The sequence below is a fragment of the Segatella copri genome (genome assembly GCF_019127135.1).
GTDB lineage: Bacteria > Bacteroidota > Bacteroidia > Bacteroidales > Bacteroidaceae > Prevotella.
Genome location: NZ_JAHOEA010000008.1, coordinates 59606 through 79243, shown reverse-complemented (window position 1 = coordinate 79243; position 19638 = coordinate 59606). Strand labels below are relative to the sequence as shown.

Sequence of the window (19638 nt, the reverse complement as noted above, 5' to 3'; positions counted from 1 at the left end):
TTGCACTCTCTCCAGTCGAGTACAACGGTTTTTCTGTTTATATCATCTTAACCCATTTAGAAAGATATTTTCTTTTTCTTACCTTTACTTTCATTTCCTACGCGGTCGAGAGCAGTAACAACATATACATATTTCTTACCACTCACATAAGGAATGCGATAGAAATTATCATAAGTAACTGCCTGGAGTGCCGAAACATCATAGAGATTTACCTTAGCACCTTTCTCAAAACGGTATATGGCGAAACGGTTCACCTGATCGCCCCACTTTTTCCTGCTTGCCCTAGGAGCCTTCCATACCAGCAGCGGACCCTTCTCGGTCCACATCAGTTTGACACCCTTCACCCCCTTTGGTGCCTTATTATCAAGGAAAGGCATAGATGGTGGCAATGCTGGATACTTCCAATAATTGTTACGGAGTGTATGTCCGATATTACCTACATTATCGGCAGCAGTCTGCGCATACCAGAGCACAGTGCCCTTCACATTGCGCATCTGCTGATGTAAGCGGTGCTTGGCAGGCAACTGATGACTGCGCGGATTGGCAGGATCAGCAAACTTGGCTGTACGTTCAATATCTTCACCTATATATAATGGGCGGTTGCCAGCATGCTTGTTCCACCAGGTAATGAGCGTCTTGTAATCAGCAGCACGATTGCCTATCTCCCAATAAATCTGAGGCACACAATAGTCTATCCAGCCATTATTCACCCAAAGCAAAACATCAGCATAAAGATCATCATAATTCTGAAGGCCGAAGGTTTCTGAACCATTAGGATCGGTACGCTTGTTACGGTAGATTCCGAATGGAGAAACACCAAACTTAACCCAAGGCTTAACGGCATGGATGGTTTCGCTGAGCTGCTTTACAAACCGGCTCACGTTATCACGGCGCCAATCACCTATGTTTCGCATGCCGCGAGACTGCTGACGGTAGAGCTGCTGATCAGGAATCTGACGTCCAGCCTCAGGATATGGATAGAAATAATCATCGATATGGAATCCATCAACGTCATATCGGCTTACTATATCTACAGCCACCTCGCAAATATAGTCGGCTGCAGCCTGTAATCCAGGATTCAACAACGTCTGCCTGCCATACTGAAAACAGAGATCAGGACGTCTCTTCACGATATTTTTCGGCGAAACCTGCTCATAAGAAGTTACGCTATGCTTGGCACGATATGGATTAATCCATGCATGAAGTTCCATGCCACGATTATGACACTGTTCTATCATCCACTGCAACGGATCCCAATAAGGAGAAGGAGCCTTTCCCTGCACTCCCGTAAGAAACTTGCTCCAAGGCTCTAAATCGCTCTTATACAGAGCATCACACTCGGCACGAACCTGAAAGATAATCGCATTCACGCCATCCTTCTGCAGTTCATCAAGCTGTCTGGTAAGCATCGCCTGGATCTGCTGTGTACTCTTGCCCAGATACTGCCCGTTAACACACTGTATCCAAGCTCCACGAAACTCTCGTTTGTTCTGAGCCTTCATTGTTGCCGATGACATCAGCATCAGAGCAACAACGAGCATCAAAATCGCTTTAAGTCTTTTCATCTATTATCTGTTTAATTATCAATTTTCATTTTATTTCTTCATTAGGCTGTCATTCTTCATCCCTCAGCTTCGGGAGCGAGATATGATATCTTACGGCGAGCAACCGGATGGCGCAAACCACACTGAAAGCAGCGACCACCGTAACATAGAGGCTCACACCCAAATAGCTCAACCCCCAATAAGTCAAGCCACCGGCGACACAAGCCATCGCATAAATCTCCTTGCGGAAGATAACCGGTTCTTCATTGAGTAGCACATCGCGGATTACACCGCCTGCGGCACCAGTAATACAGCCCATGATGATGGCTACCCAAAAGGAGAAACCACATTCGAGCGACTTCTGGATGCCCGCAATATTGAAAAGCGCCAAGCCCAAGGTATCAAACAGAAACCAGGTATTGTCAAGACGCTTGAGATAGCGGTGACAAGCAATCACTACCAACTGAGCAAACAGCGTACAAATCAGGTAGATAGGACTCAACATCCAAAACGGCCGCACCCCCAGCATCACATCGCGTATGGTTCCACCACCTATGGCTACAGCCACACCACAAACAAAACCGCCCAGCCAATCATAGTGCTTACTTGCAGCCAGACGAATGCCCGAAAGGGCAAAAGCAAATGTTCCGATGAATTCTATCACACTATGAAGCGTGAGCACGAATTCCGGATCGTTTTGTATCATCATTTTCTCGTATCAGTTAGTTGTTCTAAATATCAATTTCTAATTATTCTTTCTAATCACTAATTCTTGAATCTTTCTCCCCAGCAGGTAACCATCCAGTTGTAGAGGCGCTCCTCGGAAGGCGAATGCTGCGCATGCCAGAAACGGGCGTCCTTCAGTTCGTCTGGCAGATACTGCTGCTCGGTGAAATGCCCCGGATAATCGTGAGGATACTTATATCCGTCATGATAGCCCAAATCTTTCATCAGTTTGGTAGGAGCATTGCGGATGTGCAGTGGAACTGGCAGATTACCCGTTTGCCGTACAGTAGCCAGCGCATCATTAATGCCCAGATAAGCACTGTTGCTCTTCGGACTCGTGGCAAGATAAACCACAGCCTCAGCAAGGGCGATACGCGCTTCGGGCCACCCTATCTTCATCACCGTATCGAAGGCTGCATTGGCAAGCAGGAGTGCATTCGGATTAGCAAGTCCCACATCCTCAGAGGCACTGATCACAACCCTACGGGCAATAAACTGCGGGTCTTCTCCTCCTTCTATCATCCTCGCCATCCAATAGAGCGCAGCATCGGGATCGCTTCCACGGATACTCTTGATAAAAGCAGAGATAATATCGTAATGCATCTCACCCTGTTTATCGTAAGCCAGCGGATTCTGTTGCAACTGCTCTTCTACCATCTTGTCGGTAATCACAATCTCTGAAGATCCGGCAGATTCTACCACCAGTTCCAGGATATTGAGCAGTTTTCGGGCATCTCCACCACTATATCGCAGCAGCGCGCCTGTCTCTTCCAGCTTAATATTCTTCTCTCTGAGTTCTACATCCTGCGTAATGGCACGATGCAGGAGTCCTTCAAGATCAGCCTTTTCGAGCGGTTTGAGCACATAGAGCTGACACCTAGACAACAGCGGACGAATCACCTCGAACGAAGGATTCTCGGTAGTAGCACCAATCAGCGTAACAATGCCCTTCTCTACCGCGCCCAATAGCGAATCCTGCTGACTCTTGGAGAAACGGTGAATCTCATCAATAAATAATATAGGAGAAGCCGAATTAAAGAATCTACCACTCTTTGCTCTTTCTATCACCTCGCGGACATCCTTTACGCCACTGGTCACCGCAGAGAGGGTGAAGAACGGCACCTTGATGGTTTGTGCCACGATTTGAGCAAGGGTAGTCTTGCCCACTCCAGGGGGTCCCCAGAGGATAAAAGAGGATATGCGCCCTGCGTCAATCATCTTGCGCAGCACGGCCCCCTCACCTACCAAATGCTGCTGTCCTACATAGTCAGCAAGCGTGTGAGGTCTCATTCTTTCAGCTAACGGTTCACTCATAGTACGTGCAAAGGTAATGAAAAAAATCGAATTCCAAATAAAAAAGTGACCAAAAACACAAAAAAATAGCAAGAAAATTTGGATATATAAAAAGAAGTACTTACTTTTGCACACACAAACACAATTGAAGATGAATAAAGATAAAATATTAACACTGAAGAATGTTACTAAAAGTAGCATTTGGGAATTGCAGGAGAACGATGTGTTCCGTCTTTGGGAAGCAGCAGAAAAGGATACTGACCTCAAGGATTACCAGAACAAGTATATCGCAGTTATCCGCAGCGCATTCGAAATGGAACCAGTGACGGTAGACCGTCCTGAAGTGATTGACAAACTGATGGCACGCGGCTTCAAGATTGGTACTTTCCGCATCAACGACAAGAAGGAGAAGTATGCCATCAAAAAGCGCCCTATCATGCGTGTTACTGACCTTACTTACGAAAATGTAAGTCACATCACCGCCAATAAGCTCATAGAACTCTTGGAGCGTAACTTTGGCGGTGGTTGGGAGAGTCTGCCTCAAAGCATTCAGGACATCATCGAAAGTAATTTCGACATCAGCACTACTACTCTTCCTGCTGACCGCTTGAAAAAGCCGGGTGGTCTTTACGAGAAGAAACTCGCCGATGACTACGAGGTGCTCGTTGTACCAAAGGGTTCTTGGGTAGAAGCTATTTTTGCCAAGGAGAAGCCTAAGGTAGAAAAGGTCCGCATGAGATTCGATGACGAGAATGATCTGAAGCGCAACGATGACTTGCTCGACCCTGATGAGGATGACGATGAGGATGCTCCAGAAATCGAGGATCACTACAACGATCCTGACGAGGATGATGATGCATTCGATGACGACAAGCTTACAGAGGAAAGCTACCGCACCACCTTCGAAGACCCGGAGAACCTTGGTCTTGATGATGCTGAAGACGTAGCCGACGAAGATTATTAATTCAGTTTATACATTATTATAATATAAAGAAAAAAATGAACGCATTAATTGGATTTGCTGCATTGATCGCTGTTGGCCTCGTAGGTTGGGCGATTGCAGAATTTAAGTACAAGGCTTTCACTTTCACCCGTTCAGAAAAGGACATCGAGGAAGAGAAAGAACTTGAAGAGCAGAAGCGCGCAGAAGGTTTCAAGGAAATGAACATCCGCGATATCATGCGCAAGAACTCAACCAACGGTTATAACGCCGTAGGTTAGTATCGTCATATTTATATCTATGCTTATGATACAGTATATCATCATAGCAATCATATTGGCGGCATGCGTAACGTATGCCGCCATTTGTATCTACCGCGCCATTAAACAAGCCCGAGAGTGCAAAAACTATCAATGTTCCGGCTGCCCGTTTGTAGAGAAATGCCAAAAGAATAAAAAGAAAGAGGCTACTCAGCGGAAAGAACAAGAGTAGTTTTCATAAAAAAGCTACTTTTACTGTCATGCTGCGAGGAAACCAAGCAAAAATAATGCATTTCAGAACCTACTCATTATGAGCAAGATACAAAGAAAGTGATTGTTTTTATAAAAAAAATTGCATAAAAATTTGGTAGAACCAATAAAAAGTAGTACCTTTGCACTCGCAAATCAGAAATGATTGCTCTACACAAGGTGTCTTAACCGAGCGGTTAGGTAACGGTCTGCAAAACCGTGTAGAGCGGTTCGACTCCGCTAGACACCTCATAAAAAGGAAGTTCTTCAATAAGGACTTCCTTTTTTCATATCTACTCTCCCCCATTTTCATTCCTCATTTCTAGGTATTCACCAAAACCCCCATTTTTAGGTATTGCACGATTACAAAAATCTTCGTACCTTTGCAACCGTAAATGATAAACATCAGAAATGAGGTTATCCTATGAACAGGAATCACTCCCTGCCTAATGCAATTCTGATGAACGTTTGAAACTTTTAGATAATTGAGACAAAGATAGAAATTAAAATCTTGTTCGCTAATAGAAATAATTCATAATGTTTTTGTATAATATGAAAAGGGGTGCTTGTGAAAGTACCCCTTTTATGTATATCTACAAAGTTTTTTGAAAAGCCTGTTATTATTTGATTTTAGCACCAAATGACTTAACAAACTTAATCTTCTTGCCTTTTGCGATGATTGGCTTCTTCCATTCACCACCCAAAATACGGATAACAGCCTTCTTACCTACAGGAACTGTATCTACAGCCTTCTGCAAATCCATGAAGTTGCCACGACCTTCGGCAGAGACAACATAATCATAATGGCAGACATGAGACTTCAGCGCTGGAACCTGCTCAGCTACTGCATCAGCAAGCGCACTGGCAACTACACGAGCACCATATACATTATAATGAGTATTATCTTTCTTACCCTTAGGAACCTGCGGATTTTCTCCAGGCATAAACCACATATGTAATTTGCGGCTACCCTCAATACCCATGCCTGTTTCTATGTCGTGAGTAATCTTGGTAGCATCAACAAACGGAACATTCAGCTGCTTTGCTACATTGCGGGGAGCTATCACATAAGCTCCGTGGGTGTCGATAAGCGTATCGCTATTAATCTGCTCCTTTCCATCATATACTTTATTGCGAAGCTTCTCGTCATCATCATTCTTCAATTCTGCAGAATAATAGCAGCGACGAACCACCGCATTGAACAGTACAGGATTGCCACCCTTGGCACGGGTCTCATTTACAAACCTGGCAAGGTTTGCATCAAAAGTAGATCCCGGATCAGTATGACGGTCAGGCTTTGGCTTCTCGTCATTATGTCCAAACTGGATAAACACATAATCACCTGGCTTTATTCTATCCAAAACCTTTTTCCATCTTCCTTCATTGATAAAGCTCAAAGAGGAACGGCCGTTAACAGCATGATTGTCAACAATCACCTTGTCATCAAAAAAGCCCTGTAATACCATACCCCATCCTCGCTCAGGACTATTTCTAAAACCGGCTTTCTCGGCAGCAGTAGAATCACCAATTACGAAAATCGTTGTTGTCTTCGTACTGGATGTCATCAGCAACGCCAGCATAAATACACATAAAATAGCTTTAATTTTTTTCATTTGTCTGTAGTTTTTAGAATTTACTATAATTATAGATTTGCATACAAGATAACATATAAAAAGCTCTCGCCCTGCCGTACTGCATATTCACATATACGAGCACGAGAGGACGAGAAAGAGAGTATTAATATTTATTTACTTTGGCTATCAATTCCTCGGCAGAAACCAAGGTCTGTTCGCCAGTTTCCATATTCTTAAGAGTAACCTTGCCCTGAACCATCTCGTTCTCACCTGCAAGCACAACAAATGGAATGTTCTTGGCATTAGCATAACTCATCTGCTTCTTCATCTTCGCCTTATCAGGGAAGATTTCGGTTCGGATACCGGCTGCACGAGCTGCACTTACTATAGGCAGACAGTAAGCAGTCTCCTTTTCACCAAAGTTGATGAACAGTACCTGGGTAGCATTTACAGCCTCCTTCGGATAAAGGTCGAGCGCACCTAATACATCATAGATACGGTCAGCACCAAAACTGATACCTACACCGCTCAAACCTGGCAAACCGAAAATGCCGGTAAGGTTGTCGTAACGACCACCACCTGTAATACTTCCCATTGGAGTATCAAGCGCCTTCACCTCGAAGATTGCACCCGTATAATAGTTCAAGCCACGAGCCAAGGTGAGATCCAGTTCTATCTCGTTGTTCAAGCCAAGAGTTTTCAAAGTATCGAGGATAAACTTGGTTTCCTCTACACCCTTCAAACCAACTTCTGAACCTTCGAGAACCTTCGCTATCACTTCAAGTTTCTCATCATTAGTTCCTGACAATGAGATGATTGGCTGCAACTTCTCTATAGCCTCTTCAGAAATGCCGTCATTACGCAACTCTTCGTTTACATTGTCAAGTCCGATTTTATCCAGCTTATCGATGGCTACTGTGATATCTACAATCTTCTCTGCCTCACCAATAACCTCTGCAATACCGGTAAGAATCTTTCGGTTATTAATCTTGATGCAAACACGAACACCAAACTTGGTGAACACAGTATCAACAATCTGCATCAATTCGACCTCGTTCAGGAGAGAATCAGAGCCAACCACATCAGCATCACACTGATAGAACTCACGGTAACGTCCTTTCTGAGGGCGGTCTGCGCGCCATACTGGCTGAATCTGATAACGCTTAAAAGGCATCTGCAACTCCTCGCGGTGCTGCACTACGTAACGTGCGAAAGGAACAGTCAAGTCATAACGAAGACCCTTCTCACAAAGTTTCGCTGCTAATTTGAGTGATCCGAGAGCATGAATATCCTCATCGCTCACCTTATTCATATAGTCGCCTGAATTCAATATCTTAAAAAGCAGCTTATCACCCTCTTCACCATACTTGCCCATCAAAGTCTGAAGGGTTTCCATGGCTGGGGTCTCAATCTGCTGGAATCCATAAAGAGCATATACTTCCTTGATGGTGTTGAAGATGTAGTTGCGTTTCGCCATCTCAACAGGACCAAAATCTCTCGTGCCCTTTGGTATACTTGGTTTCTGAGCCATTTATTAATGTTTATTGTTTAATGAGAAGTGATTAATGTTCAGCGCAATGTTAAACCCTCAAAGTAAACATTAATCACTAAACATTAATCACTATAAAATTATTTGCGTACAATAGTCTGAGCACGGTCTGGACCGATAGAAATGATACCGATCTTTGTCTCAAGGAACTCTTCTATGAAAGCAATATAATCCTTGAACTCCTGTGGGAACTGATCTTCAGATGTGAACTTTGTCATATCTGTCTTCCAGCCCTTAAACTCCTTGTAAACTGGTTCAACATCATCGATTTCGTATGGGAAATCTGTTGTAACAGAACCATCCTTCAACTTATATGCCACGCAAGCCTTAACGGTATCGAAGCCATCGAGCACATCACTCTTCATCATGATAAGCTCAGTAACACCGTCCACCATGACAGAATACTTGAGCTGTACGAGGTCGCACCAGCCACAACGACGCTCACGACCGGTAACAGCACCATACTCATGACCGAGGTCACGGATCTTAGCACCTGTCTCATCGAAGAGCTCTGTAGGGAATGGACCTGCACCAACACGTGTACAGTAAGCCTTCATGATACCATAAACATTGCCGATGCGGTTAGGACCGACACCTAAACCGGTGCAAGCACCTGCACAGATGGTATTAGAAGAAGTAACGAATGGATAAGAACCGAAGTCAACATCGAGCATAGTACCCTGAGCACCCTCGCAGAGGATATCCTTGCCGGAACGGAGCACCTTATTGATTTCTACCTCGCTATCAATAAGTTTGAACTGCTTCAAGTATTCGATGCCCTCCATCCAAGTCTTCTCAACTTCTGTAATATCGAAGTCAGTATAACCGAGACTGGCGATGGTCTTGAGATGAGCAGCCTTATGAGCAGCATACTTCTCCTCGAAATTGTCGAGGATATCGCCTACACGAAGACCGGTACGGCTAACCTTGTCAGTATAAGTAGGACCGATACCTTTACCAGTAGTACCAACCTTGTTCTTTCCCTTAGAAGCCTCGATTGCAGCATCGAGTACACGGTGAGTAGGCATGATGAGATGTGCCTTCTTAGAAATGTAGAGACGGCTCTTCAAATCATGACCGCTCTTCTCGAGATCCTTAGCTTCACCCATAAAGAGGTCTGGAGCTAAAACCACACCATTGCCGATAATGTTCACCTTACCACCCTGGAAAATACCAGAAGGGATAGAGCGAAGCACATACTTCTCGCCCTCAAACTCCAATGTATGTCCAGCATTAGGACCACCCTGGAAACGAGCAATGACATCATACTTAGGGGTTAATACGTCAACCACCTTACCTTTACCTTCATCGCCCCACTGCAAACCCAGCAGGACATCTACTTTACCTGTGTTCATTTTTTATCTTTTTATCTTGATACTTATTCTTTTTTGCGTTTGCGAGTCATCTTGCTTTGGCAGCCACTGCATACACCATAGATGTAAAGAGCATAAGCATCTTTACGAAAGCGCTGCATCTTGATATCCTTCACTGCAGCCGTAACCTGCGGTGCTACAATTTCGGTTACCTTGCCACAAATCGTGCAAACCTGATGCACATGATTGTCCTCGCTATAACTGGCCTCATACTTGGTGCCGTCTGCCAGACTGTGCTTTATCACAAGCCTTAGTTCCAGGAACAGATGCAGTGTGTTATAAAGCGTAGCCCTGCTTACGCGAAAATTCTTTTTCAGTAGCTCTCTGCCCAAATCTTCTATCGAGAAATGCTCTCCCATAGAATAAATGGTGTCGAGGATAGTGGAACGCTCCGGAGTGCGTCGGTGATGATTGCTCTCCATATAATTGTCCAAAACCTCATGAGCTTTTGCTAAAATTTCTTCACTCATAATCCTTGTTAGTTACATAAAACGCACAAAGATACTCATTATCTACGACATAGAACAATATTTAATTTTAAAAAATCTAAATTCGCCTCAATTCCTCATAGATACGCTGAACCGGAAGCCCCATCACATTAAAATAACTTCCCTTCAACCCCGTACAACCTATGTAACCGATCCATTCCTGAATGCCATAGGCACCAGCTTTGTCAAACGGCTGATAATGATCTATATAATAACTGATCTCATCATCAGAAAGCGGTTTGAACGTTACTTCTGTTGTTACAGAAAAGGAACGCTGCTTATGCTGGGTAGTAAGACAAACACCTGTAACTACATGATGTGTCTTTCCGCTCAACATCTTCAGCATTCGTCTGGCATCTTCTGCATCACGAGGTTTCCCGAGAATAACTCCCATTCCTTCCTGGTCATTCTGTTCGCCAGCTGTTGGGGCTATTACAACCGTATCTGCTGTAAGAATCAAAGTTTCTGACTCGTCCAACTCTTCAACACTATTATTTCCGTTCAAAAGCGGACGATAAGCCTCAGCCTTTTTCTTGCAGATGAATTCTGCGACCTTATAAGCATCGAGGTCGGCAGGATAACTTTCGTCAATACCACTAATCACCTTCACCTCGAAAGGAATATCCAAACCTGCCAGAAGTTCCTTGCGACGAGGCGAATTACTCGCCAAAATGATCTTATAATTCATTTATTTTAAACCTTATTACTTTGAACTTTATGATTAAAATTCAGTTGCAAACTTTCTACTATAAACTATCAACTTTCAACTATCAACTAAATTCTACCACCCAAACGCCTTAGCATCCGAAAGCCATAAGCCCTTGGCTCTCAACACCTGTTCAACAACATCACGCCCCACTCCATCACCTCCATTACATGATGAGATATAAGTAGAAATTTCTTTAATATCGGAGCATGCATCTGCTGGGCAACATGGACATCCGCAACGACGCATAATCTCATAATCAGGAATATCATCACCTACGTATATTACTTCCTCATCAGTAATTGAATATTTCTGCTTGAACTCCTCATAAGTCTTTATCTTTACAGAACACCCCATGAAGATATCCTCTACACCAAGATTTTCATAGCGCACCTGTATGGCATGTGAATTACCGCCAGTCAGAATAACGACACGAACACCTTTCTTCTGAGCCAACTGAATGGCATAGCCATCTTTGATATTAACAGTACGCAAAGGTTCGCCGGCACTGGAAAGCGTGATGGTCTGTCTTGACAGCACTCCATCAACATCAAAGATGATTGCTTTTATCTTATTTAAATCGTAATTTATCATATTTATTTCTGTTTTTAGAACTTAAATTCCAAACTGCAAACTTAAACCGACAACCGTTTTATTTCTTGAAGTTGAATATGCTTTTGCTCATTATTTCATAAACCTGTTGCAATTCCGGCAGATTTTCAAGAAGTTGCATTTGTTTTTCCATCACATTTCTATCATCACGAACAGCTGGTCCCGTCTGCACTTCTGCAGCCGAATGCGAAGAAGCCTTGTCCACAGTTTCCATAACCAGAGGACGGAGAACGCTGCTAGGAATATGATGCTTTTCGAGAATCTGCTGACCTATAGCTACACAATGATTCGCAAAATTACAAGCAAAAACAGCTGACAGGTGCAGATACTTACGATTATCAGAATCCAATTCATAGACACTACGAGAAATCTGTTCTGCCAGCCTCTTCAAGAAAGATGTTTCAAAAGCACCACATCCCTCAATGAAAATAGGAATATTTTCGAATGCTACCTTTTTGTCTTTCGTAAAAGTCTGCATCGGATAAAATACGCCATAATGACAGGCATAACCTTTAAAGACATCCATCGGCATGGAACCAGCTGTATGAACAAACATCTTACCTTCTCTTCCTTTGCACAGTTCAGGAATAAGCATTTCAAGCGCATCATCCTTGACTGAAACTATGTACAAATCTGCATCACAAACCACCTTACTCATCTCATTGACAGGCTCACAATTCACCTTCTCAGCCAATAGAGAGGCCGACTCCCAAGTTCTACTGAAAACTTGTACAATCTGATGTTCTGATTGCGATATTTCGAGCGCAAGATTGGTAGCAAGATTACCTGCCCCAATAAACACTATTTTCATACGTAATTTTGTTTAAAGTTCTACTTTTTATGCAAAAATACTAAAAAATAACGATAGAGGAGCCCTTTTTCTTGCTTTTTTATGATAAATTTATTATTTTTGCCTTCGTGAGAAAATATGAAGTAGAAATATATGGTAAACTGGAAGAAATGCCGCATTTATTGAAAGGCGACTTTTTTCATAGCTTGGAGCTTTTTCAGATTCTTGAAAAAACACCCGGCATAACCCCTTTTATGGCTGTTGCCACACAGGAGAACAAGGTGGTAGGACAAATGCTCGTCATCCTCTATCACCGCAAATCTTTATTCCCACCTTATTTATATACGCACGCGCACGCGTATGGAGAGGGATTTTATGCACCCGATGCAGAACAGAATGCAATTTTCCCACTGTTACTCCGCAGCATAACTATCCGCTTACACAAACGACTCTGCTTTTACATCGAATTTTCCAGAATGAGCAAAAAGATGCTAGGTTACCGGGAATTCAGAAAGCTGGGCTATGTACCTATTGCCTGGCAAGAGATACATAACTCCCTACACAGCAAACTTCCCCAAGAGCGACTCTCAGACAAACAAATTGCTATGATTGAAAAAATGAAGAAAAAGGGAATAAGTTGTAGAGAGGCAACTTCACCCGAAGACATCCATCGTTATCACCAGTTGCTCAAAAATTATTATCGGCTGAAACTTCGCCGTTTTGTTCCAGACGAAACATTCTTCCAGAAACTGAGTACAAGTAGCAATGCCAGAAACGTCATCATCACCTATAAGGACAAAGTGATTGGCGGCTATACATGCATCTACAACCAAAGCAATGCCTTTCTTTGGTTTTCTGCATTCAAGAGAAAGACTTACATCCATCTGCATCCGGACACAATGACCATCTGGCAAGCACTCTCTGATGCACAGGAGCAGGATGCCCAACACCTCCACTTTATGGACGCTGGACTTCCGCTTAAGAGTAATCTCTACCGGGAATTCATTCTCGGTTTCGGAGGCAAACCTGTTACTAAGTTTCGCTGGTTCCGCTTCTATCCAAGAGTTATAAACCTGCTCCTCCACTGGCTATACAAAGATTAAAAAAAGAGGTTCCGTGAGCCAATATAAAGCATCTCCGAAACCTCTTTTTCTTTTTAAAAACGTAATTACACATTCGCTTCAAAACTATAATTGTATATTAAAGCCTACGTTTCTACTCTTTTAAAGCACGGTCAAGCTGCTCCAAACCGCGCTCTGTACAGAATCCACGGATCAGGCACAAAATATAATTGTCGTATATCTCCTGCATCGAATGAACACGATAGAGCTGATGGTGCATGATTTCCTCCATCATTACATGTCCTATGTCCATAACAACATTGAAGTCTACATCCTTACGGAAAAGCCCCTCCTTGACACCAGCCTCAAAGAAACGCACGCTCTCCTCCCGTTCATGAGCATGATTTTCCTGGAAGAATTTCACTACACGAGGCATCTTATGAACCTCCTCATAAAAAAGAACGCCCACCATCCCATTGCGCTCCATCTGCAATTTATAGACATAGCTGATAATATCTATCACATTCTTCGCTTGGGTCTTGGCGAAATTCTCTAACTTCGAACGATTTTCTTCTAGCTGACGCATCATACCAGCAAGCAACAATTCTTCTTTGTCACCGAAAATCTCGTACACAGTTCTCTTAGATACATGAAGCCCCTGTGAGATTTCATCCATCTTGACAGCTTTTACTCCACGCTTATAGAATTCAGGCATCGCATAAGAGATGATTCTGTCTTTCAGTTCTTGTCTATATTGATTGATTTCTGCCATTTTACTTGTTTGAAGACTATTTTTGTGCAAAGATACAAAAAAAATCAAAAAACCATTCTTTTTTACTAAGTTTTTTTGTACCTTTGCACAAACTTTTAAATTTCGTGCCAAAAATCCACGAATATGAAAGAAGAATAAACTTTAAACCAATATATTGTTATGGTAAAAATTACAAAAGAGGCGGCTTTAAGTTATCACGAGACTGGCCGTCCTGGCAAGATTGAGGTTAAGCCAACAAAACCTTATCACACACAAACGGATCTGAGCCTTGCTTACTCTCCTGGTGTGGCATTCCCATGTCTTGAGATCCAGCAGAACCCAGACGATGCATACAAGTATACTGACAAGGGTAACCTGGTTGCTGTTATCAGTAATGGTACAGCAGTGCTCGGACTTGGCGACATCGGTGCCATGAGCGGAAAGCCAGTGATGGAAGGTAAGGGATTGCTTTTCAAGATTTACGGCGGTGTGGATGTCTTCGATATAGAAATCGATGAGAAAGACCCAGAAAAGTTCTGTGAAACCGTAGAGAAAATCGCTCCTACATTTGGTGGAATCAACTTGGAGGACATCAAGGCGCCTCAATGTTTCTACATCGAGGAGCGCCTGAAAAGAACGCTCGATATCCCTGTAATGCACGATGACCAGCATGGCACTGCTATCATCTCTGCAGCAGGCTTGAAGAACGCTCTTGAGGTAGCAGGAAAGAACATTGCCGATGTGAAGATTGTCGTAAATGGTGCTGGTGCAGCTGCTATCAGCTGTACAAAACTCTACGTAGCGCTCGGTGCACAGGTAAAGAACATCGTTATGCTCGACTCCAAGGGCGTCATCACCAGCGACCGCGAAAATCTGACTGAGCAGAAGAAGCTCTTTGCTACAGACCGTCGCGATGTCCATACACTCGAAGAGGCTGTGAAAGGCGCCGATGTATTCGTAGGACTCAGCAAGGGTAACGTGCTCTCTAAGGATATGATCCGCTCTATGGCAGACAACCCTATCGTTTTCGCTCTTGCTAATCCAGTACCTGAGATCAGCTACGAGGACGCTATGGACAGCCGCCCTGACGTATTGATGTCAACTGGCCGCTCAGATTATCCTAACCAGATTAACAATGTAATCGGTTTCCCATACATCTTCCGTGGTGCACTCGATGTTCACGCCCGTGCTATCAACGAAGAAATGAAGATGGCTGCTGTTCATGCAATTGCCGATTTGGCTAAGCAGCCGGTTCCTGATGTAGTAAACGATGTTTACCACGTTAACGACCTTACATTCGGTCCTAAATACTTCATTCCGAAACCTGTAGATCCACGTTTGATTACAGAAGTTTCTGCTGCCGTAGCCAAGGCTGCAATGGAAAGTGGTGTGGCTCGCACCCCTATCACAGACTGGGAGAAGTACAAGCAGGATTTACGCCAGTTGCTTGGTCAGGAGACCAAACTGACCCGCAAGCTCCACGATACAGCGCGCCTTCACCCACAGCGTGTAGTATTCGCAGAAGGTGGCAACCCAACTATGCTGAAGGCTGCAGTCCAGGCAAAGCAAGAGGGAATCTGCCAGCCAATCCTGTTGGGCAACCCAGACCGCTTGAACCGTGTAGCTAGCCGTTTGAAGCTTGACCTTTCAGATATTGAGATTGTAGATATGCGTGCCGATAACGAACAGGGCCGCCGTGCTAAGTTTGCCAAGCATCTGGCAGAGAAGCGTGCTCGCGAGGGCTACAGTTTCGAGGAAGCTTATGATAAAATGTACGAGCGCAACTACTTCGGTATGTCAATGGTAGAACAGGGTGATGCTGACGCATTCATCACTGGTCTTTACACAAAGTACAGCAATACTATTAAGGTGGCAAAAGATGTAATTGGAATCCGTGAGCCATATAAGACTTTCGGTACCATGCACATTCTTAACACACAGAAGGGTATTTATTATATCGCAGATACGCTCATCAACCGCCACCCAGACGAAGATGTACTGATTGATGTTGCCAAACTGTCTGCAGGTACAGTGAAGTTCTTCAACGAAGAGCCGGTTATGGCCATGTTAAGCTACTCAAACTTCGGTACAGACAATATCGGCTCACCAGTTAAGGTAAAGAAAGCCGTTGCTGAGATGCAGAAGGAGTTCCCTGAACTCGCTATCGATGGTGAGATGCAGGTAAACTATGCACTCAACAAGGATCTGCGCGACGAGAAGTATCCATTCTCCCGCCTCAAGGGCAAAGACGTTAACACTTTGGTGTTCCCTAACTTGAGTAGCGCCAATGGTGCATACAAACTTCTACAGGGTTTGAATCCTGAAGCTGAGATTATCGGCCCTATCCAGATGGGATTGAACAAGCCTATCCACTTCACTGACTCAGAGAGCAGTGTACAGGATATCGTAAACATCACAGCAGTAGCTGTAATTGATGCTTACGTAGAGAAAATCAAGAAACAGAAGTAAATCGCTTTTCTCTCCTGATTTGAACAGATAGAACAAGATAATAGTATTTTCCATGAACAGGTTGGCGCAACAGCGTCAACCTGTTTTTATTTTCTCTTCCTCACTAAAACATCCGACAGTTCTTCTCTTTATACTTATAAAACAGCTCTTCTCTTTATACTTATAAAGATGTCTAAACAAAAGTAAAAGAAGCGAACTTCGCAAACGTTTGCACAGTTTTTATTCCTAATATAAGTTAAATATTGTATATGTGTGCCCACACAGCAGAGTTACAATAAAAATAATCAAATAAATATTTGGTTAATTGAAAAATAACATGTACCTTTGCAACCAGTTATCCTGAAAACAATCTTTTTACCTTAATGGAAACTAATACCTATTGAAGATTTGGAGCGGTAGCCTGTGAAGGTCATCGCTTTTTTCTTTTTATACACCTCCCCCCTATTAAATAGCAAATAGCGTATATTGTTCCCAAGAAGGAAGTATACTATTAAAAGGTAGTATCACTTGATTTGGAAGACTTGCTGACTGCAGTGAGCAGACCTGCCGACTATAGTGAGCAGACGTGCTGACTAGGCTCAGCAGAGCTGCCGACACTAGTCATAACTTTAACGAAGGTATCTTCTTGAACCAGAGAAGTCGTATTCTTAAACCTAAGGAGACATCTCCTTGAACCAGAGAAGACATATCATTGAGCCAGAGAAGACATATCATTGAACCAGAGGAGACATATCATTGAACCTAAGGAAGTATATCATTGAACCTAAGGAAGTATATTATTGAACCCAATAAAGAACATTATACTATTCACGAGTCCCTTATCTGGTAGATAAATAATCGGTATTCTTATAAAAAACAGGCTTTTCTGTTAAATCTTTCTAAAAAGCAATCTTTATTTCCCCAACATTTTGTTCATATCAAAGATAATTTGTAATTTTGCACCCCGAATGCTCATGGATTGGGCAAATGTTACAGAAAAGTTTAGTTCGAAGGGGCTCAAAGAAGATCCGGCACAATGCAGGACGCCTCCCGAAGAAACCCGTTTATATAATTAATTTAATGTACGCAATTGTAGAAATTAACGGTCAGCAGTTCAAGGCTGAGGAGGGCAAGAAGCTCTTCGTACATCACATCAAGGATGTTGAGGCAGGTCAGACTGTTGAGTTCGACAAGGTTTTGCTCGTTGACAAAGACGGCTCAATCACTGTCGGTGCACCAGCTGTAGAGGGTGCAAAAGTAGTAGTAGAAGTAGTGAACCCACTCGTAAAGGGTGACAAGGTAATCGTCTTCAAGATGAAGCGCCGCAAGGACTATCGCAAGAAGAATGGTCATCGTGCTCAGTTCACTGAAGTATCAATCAAATCTGTAATCGCTTAAAATTAGGAGGAATTAGAAAATGGCACATAAGAAAGGTGTTGGTAGTTCTAAGAACGGCCGTGAATCAGCTTCACAAAGATTAGGCGTTAAGATCTGGGGTGGTCAGAGCATCATCGCAGGTAACATCATCGTTCGCCAGCGTGGTAACAAGCACTTCCCAGGTGAGAACGTAGCTCAGGGTAAGGATGATACATTGTATGCTTTGGCAGATGGTATCGTTTACTTCCACAAGGGCCGCAAGGACAAGAGTACAGTTTCTGTTCTCTCTCCAGAGGTTTACGCTGAGAAGACCAAAAAAGCTGACGCTTAATTTTTAAAGTTTTAGAAAAAACTATTCCAAACAAACAACATAGAAGCCTGCTCATACCTAGAGCAGGCTTTCTTCGTTTATATAAGTTTTTAGGCACGGATTACACCACACCCCCTTTCTCTAAGCTCCTTAACCCTGTAAAACCACAAAAAAACTTTAATTCTACCCTTCCCTGTAAAAAAGTCAGCATTTTTTTACGCTATCACAAATATTTTTTGTACTTTTGCCTACAAATAGTAAATTATTTAATTAAAAGACATTTTATGCTTACACTTAAACTTATCAGTGAGGAAACTGAACGTGTAGTTAAGGGTCTCGAAAAGAAGCATTTTCCAAATGCTCGTGAGGCCGTAGAGAAAGTTTTGGAGTACGACAAGATTCGTCGTGAAGCTCAGCAGAAGTTGGATAACAACAAGCAGCAGGCTAACCAGTTTGCTAAGCAGATTGGTGCCCTTATGAAGGAAGGTAAGAAAGAGGAAGCTGAGAGCGCAAAGGCTCAGGTAGCTATGCTCAAGGCGGACGCCAAGGCTCTTGAAGAGATCATGGAGAAAGCTCAGAACGATATGACCAACCAGTTGCTCGAAATTCCTAACATTCCTTGCGAGCAGGTTCCTGAAGGTAAGGACGCAGCCGACAACGTTGTTGTGAAAGAAGGCGGCGAAAAGCCAAACCTCGGTGAGGATGCTCTCTGCCATTGGGATCTCTTGAAGAAATACAATCTTGTTGACTTCGACCTCGGCGTTAAGATTACCGGTGCTGGTTTCCCTGTATATATCGGCAAGATGGCTCGCTTCCAGCGTGCGCTTGAGGCATTCTTCCTCGATGAGGCTCGCAAGAGCGGATATCTGGAGATTCAGCCTCCTTACGTAGTAAACGAGGACTCTGGTCGCGGTACCGGTCAGTTGCCAGACAAGGAAGGTCAGATGTATCATGCTAATCTGGATAATCTCTTCCTCATCCCTACTGCTGAGGTTCCTGTAACCAACATCTTCCGCGATGTTATTCTCGATGAGAAAGATCTCCCTATTAAGCGTTGTGCTTACTCAGCTTGTTTCCGTCGCGAAGCAGGTAGCTATGGTAAGGATGTTCGCGGTTTGAACCGCCTGCACCAGTTCGACAAGGTAGAGATTGTTCGCATCGATAAGCCAGGTCACTCTTACGAGAGTTTGAACGAGATGCTCGACCATGTTGAAGGTCTTTTGAAGAAGTTGGAATTGCCATACCATATCCTCCGTCTCTGCGGTGGTGATATGAGCTTCACCTCTTCTATCTGCTACGACTTCGAGACATGGAGTGCTGCACAGGGTCGCTGGTTGGAAGTTTCATCAGTATCTAACTTCGAGAGCTATCAGGCTAACCGTCTCCACTGCCGCTATCGCCATACAGATGACAAGAAGATTGAGCTTTGCCACACATTGAATGGTTCAGCTCTTGCTTTGCCACGTATCGTAGCAACCATCTTGGAGAACAATCAGACCCCAGAAGGAATCCGCGTACCTAAGGTATTGGTTCCATACTGCGGTTTCGAGATGCTTGATGACAAAAATTTCGATTAATTTGAAGTAT

General features: G+C 43.5%; 18 protein-coding genes and 1 tRNA gene. 8 read left to right on the top strand and 11 right to left on the bottom strand.

Annotated elements, in window-relative coordinates; all coding sequences use genetic code 11:
* Positions 1–56 precede the first annotated feature (56 nt).
* From KSW37_RS03835 to KSW37_RS03825, 3 genes are read right to left on the bottom strand one after another with little or no spacing between them, the layout of a single operon-like run.
* Positions 57–1565, bottom strand: coding sequence for a glycoside hydrolase family 10 protein (locus KSW37_RS03835; RefSeq protein WP_217313380.1), 1509 nt, complete (start codon positions 1563–1565; stop codon positions 57–59).
* Positions 1566–1614: 49 nt separating this feature from the next.
* Positions 1615–2250: a trimeric intracellular cation channel family protein gene (locus KSW37_RS03830; protein WP_217313390.1), complete on the bottom strand. Its 636-nt coding sequence runs from the start codon at positions 2248–2250 to the stop codon at positions 1615–1617.
* Between the two features lie 59 nt (positions 2251–2309).
* Positions 2310–3584, bottom strand: a complete 1275-nt coding sequence (locus KSW37_RS03825) for a replication-associated recombination protein A (protein WP_006848668.1) — start codon at positions 3582–3584, stop codon at positions 2310–2312.
* A 130-nt stretch (positions 3585–3714) separates the two neighbouring features.
* Here KSW37_RS03825 and KSW37_RS03820 point away from each other — a divergent pair, with 130 nt between their 5' ends.
* The 3 genes from KSW37_RS03820 to KSW37_RS03810 all read left to right on the top strand — a co-directional run bounded on the left by KSW37_RS03820 (position 3715) and on the right by KSW37_RS03810 (position 5262).
* Positions 3715–4527, top strand: a complete 813-nt coding sequence (locus KSW37_RS03820) for a hypothetical protein (RefSeq protein WP_217313379.1) — start codon at positions 3715–3717, stop codon at positions 4525–4527.
* Positions 4528–4562: 35 nt separating this feature from the next.
* Positions 4563–4784: a hypothetical protein gene (locus KSW37_RS03815; RefSeq protein ID WP_217313378.1), complete on the top strand. Its 222-nt coding sequence runs from the start codon at positions 4563–4565 to the stop codon at positions 4782–4784.
* A gap of 407 nt (positions 4785–5191) precedes the next feature.
* Positions 5192–5262, top strand: a tRNA-Cys gene (locus KSW37_RS03810).
* Positions 5263–5632: 370 nt separating this feature from the next.
* Here KSW37_RS03810 and KSW37_RS03805 read toward each other — a convergent pair.
* The 7 genes from KSW37_RS03805 to KSW37_RS03775 form a co-directional block, all read right to left on the bottom strand.
* A complete protein-coding gene (locus KSW37_RS03805; protein WP_217313377.1) occupies positions 5633–6625 on the bottom strand; it encodes a rhamnogalacturonan acetylesterase in 993 nt (330 codons plus the stop codon).
* Positions 6626–6749: 124 nt separating this feature from the next.
* The gene (gene hisS / locus KSW37_RS03800) at positions 6750–8117 is read right to left on the bottom strand and encodes a histidine--tRNA ligase (protein WP_217313376.1); all 1368 of its coding nucleotides are present in this window, start codon (positions 8115–8117) and stop codon (positions 6750–6752) included.
* Between the two features lie 98 nt (positions 8118–8215).
* The gene (locus KSW37_RS03795; RefSeq protein WP_153084850.1) at positions 8216–9490 is read right to left on the bottom strand and encodes an adenylosuccinate synthase; all 1275 of its coding nucleotides are present in this window, start codon (positions 9488–9490) and stop codon (positions 8216–8218) included.
* A gap of 23 nt (positions 9491–9513) precedes the next feature.
* Positions 9514–9978 (bottom strand): Fur family transcriptional regulator, encoded by a 465-nt coding sequence (locus KSW37_RS03790; protein ID WP_217313375.1) that lies wholly within the window; start codon positions 9976–9978, stop codon positions 9514–9516.
* A 76-nt stretch (positions 9979–10054) separates the two neighbouring features.
* The gene (locus KSW37_RS03785) at positions 10055–10684 is read right to left on the bottom strand and encodes a Maf-like protein (protein WP_217313374.1); all 630 of its coding nucleotides are present in this window, start codon (positions 10682–10684) and stop codon (positions 10055–10057) included.
* A gap of 93 nt (positions 10685–10777) precedes the next feature.
* Positions 10778–11296: a KdsC family phosphatase gene (locus tag KSW37_RS03780; RefSeq protein ID WP_217313373.1), complete on the bottom strand. Its 519-nt coding sequence runs from the start codon at positions 11294–11296 to the stop codon at positions 10778–10780.
* A gap of 58 nt (positions 11297–11354) precedes the next feature.
* Positions 11355–12125 carry a Rossmann-like and DUF2520 domain-containing protein gene (locus tag KSW37_RS03775; RefSeq protein ID WP_217313372.1) on the bottom strand — a complete coding sequence of 257 codons (771 nt, stop codon included), beginning with the start codon at positions 12123–12125 and terminating at the stop codon, positions 11355–11357.
* A gap of 596 nt (positions 12126–12721) precedes the next feature.
* Between KSW37_RS03775 and KSW37_RS15955 the strand changes: the two genes are divergently transcribed.
* A complete protein-coding gene (locus KSW37_RS15955) occupies positions 12722–13207 on the top strand; it encodes a GNAT family N-acetyltransferase (RefSeq protein WP_233400807.1) in 486 nt (161 codons plus the stop codon).
* Between the two features lie 112 nt (positions 13208–13319).
* On the opposite strand, the gene KSW37_RS03765 is transcribed toward KSW37_RS15955, so the two are convergent.
* Complete coding sequence (locus KSW37_RS03765) at positions 13320–13937, bottom strand: TetR/AcrR family transcriptional regulator (protein ID WP_117692418.1); 618 nt, start codon at positions 13935–13937, stop codon at positions 13320–13322.
* Positions 13938–14096: 159 nt separating this feature from the next.
* Between KSW37_RS03765 and KSW37_RS03760 the strand changes: the two genes are divergently transcribed.
* The 4 genes from KSW37_RS03760 (at position 14097) to serS (ending at position 19628) form a co-directional block, all read left to right on the top strand.
* Complete coding sequence (locus KSW37_RS03760) at positions 14097–16385, top strand: NADP-dependent malic enzyme (RefSeq protein ID WP_117727682.1); 2289 nt, start codon at positions 14097–14099, stop codon at positions 16383–16385.
* Between the two features lie 1059 nt (positions 16386–17444).
* A complete protein-coding gene (rplU, locus tag KSW37_RS03755; RefSeq protein ID WP_006848683.1) occupies positions 17445–17762 on the top strand; it encodes a 50S ribosomal protein L21 in 318 nt (105 codons plus the stop codon).
* A gap of 19 nt (positions 17763–17781) precedes the next feature.
* Positions 17782–18072 carry a 50S ribosomal protein L27 gene (rpmA, locus tag KSW37_RS03750; RefSeq protein ID WP_006848684.1) on the top strand — a complete coding sequence of 97 codons (291 nt, stop codon included), beginning with the start codon at positions 17782–17784 and terminating at the stop codon, positions 18070–18072.
* Positions 18073–18335: 263 nt separating this feature from the next.
* Positions 18336–19628 (top strand): serine--tRNA ligase, encoded by a 1293-nt coding sequence (gene serS / locus KSW37_RS03745; protein WP_006848685.1) that lies wholly within the window; start codon positions 18336–18338, stop codon positions 19626–19628.
* Positions 19629–19638 lie beyond the last annotated feature (10 nt).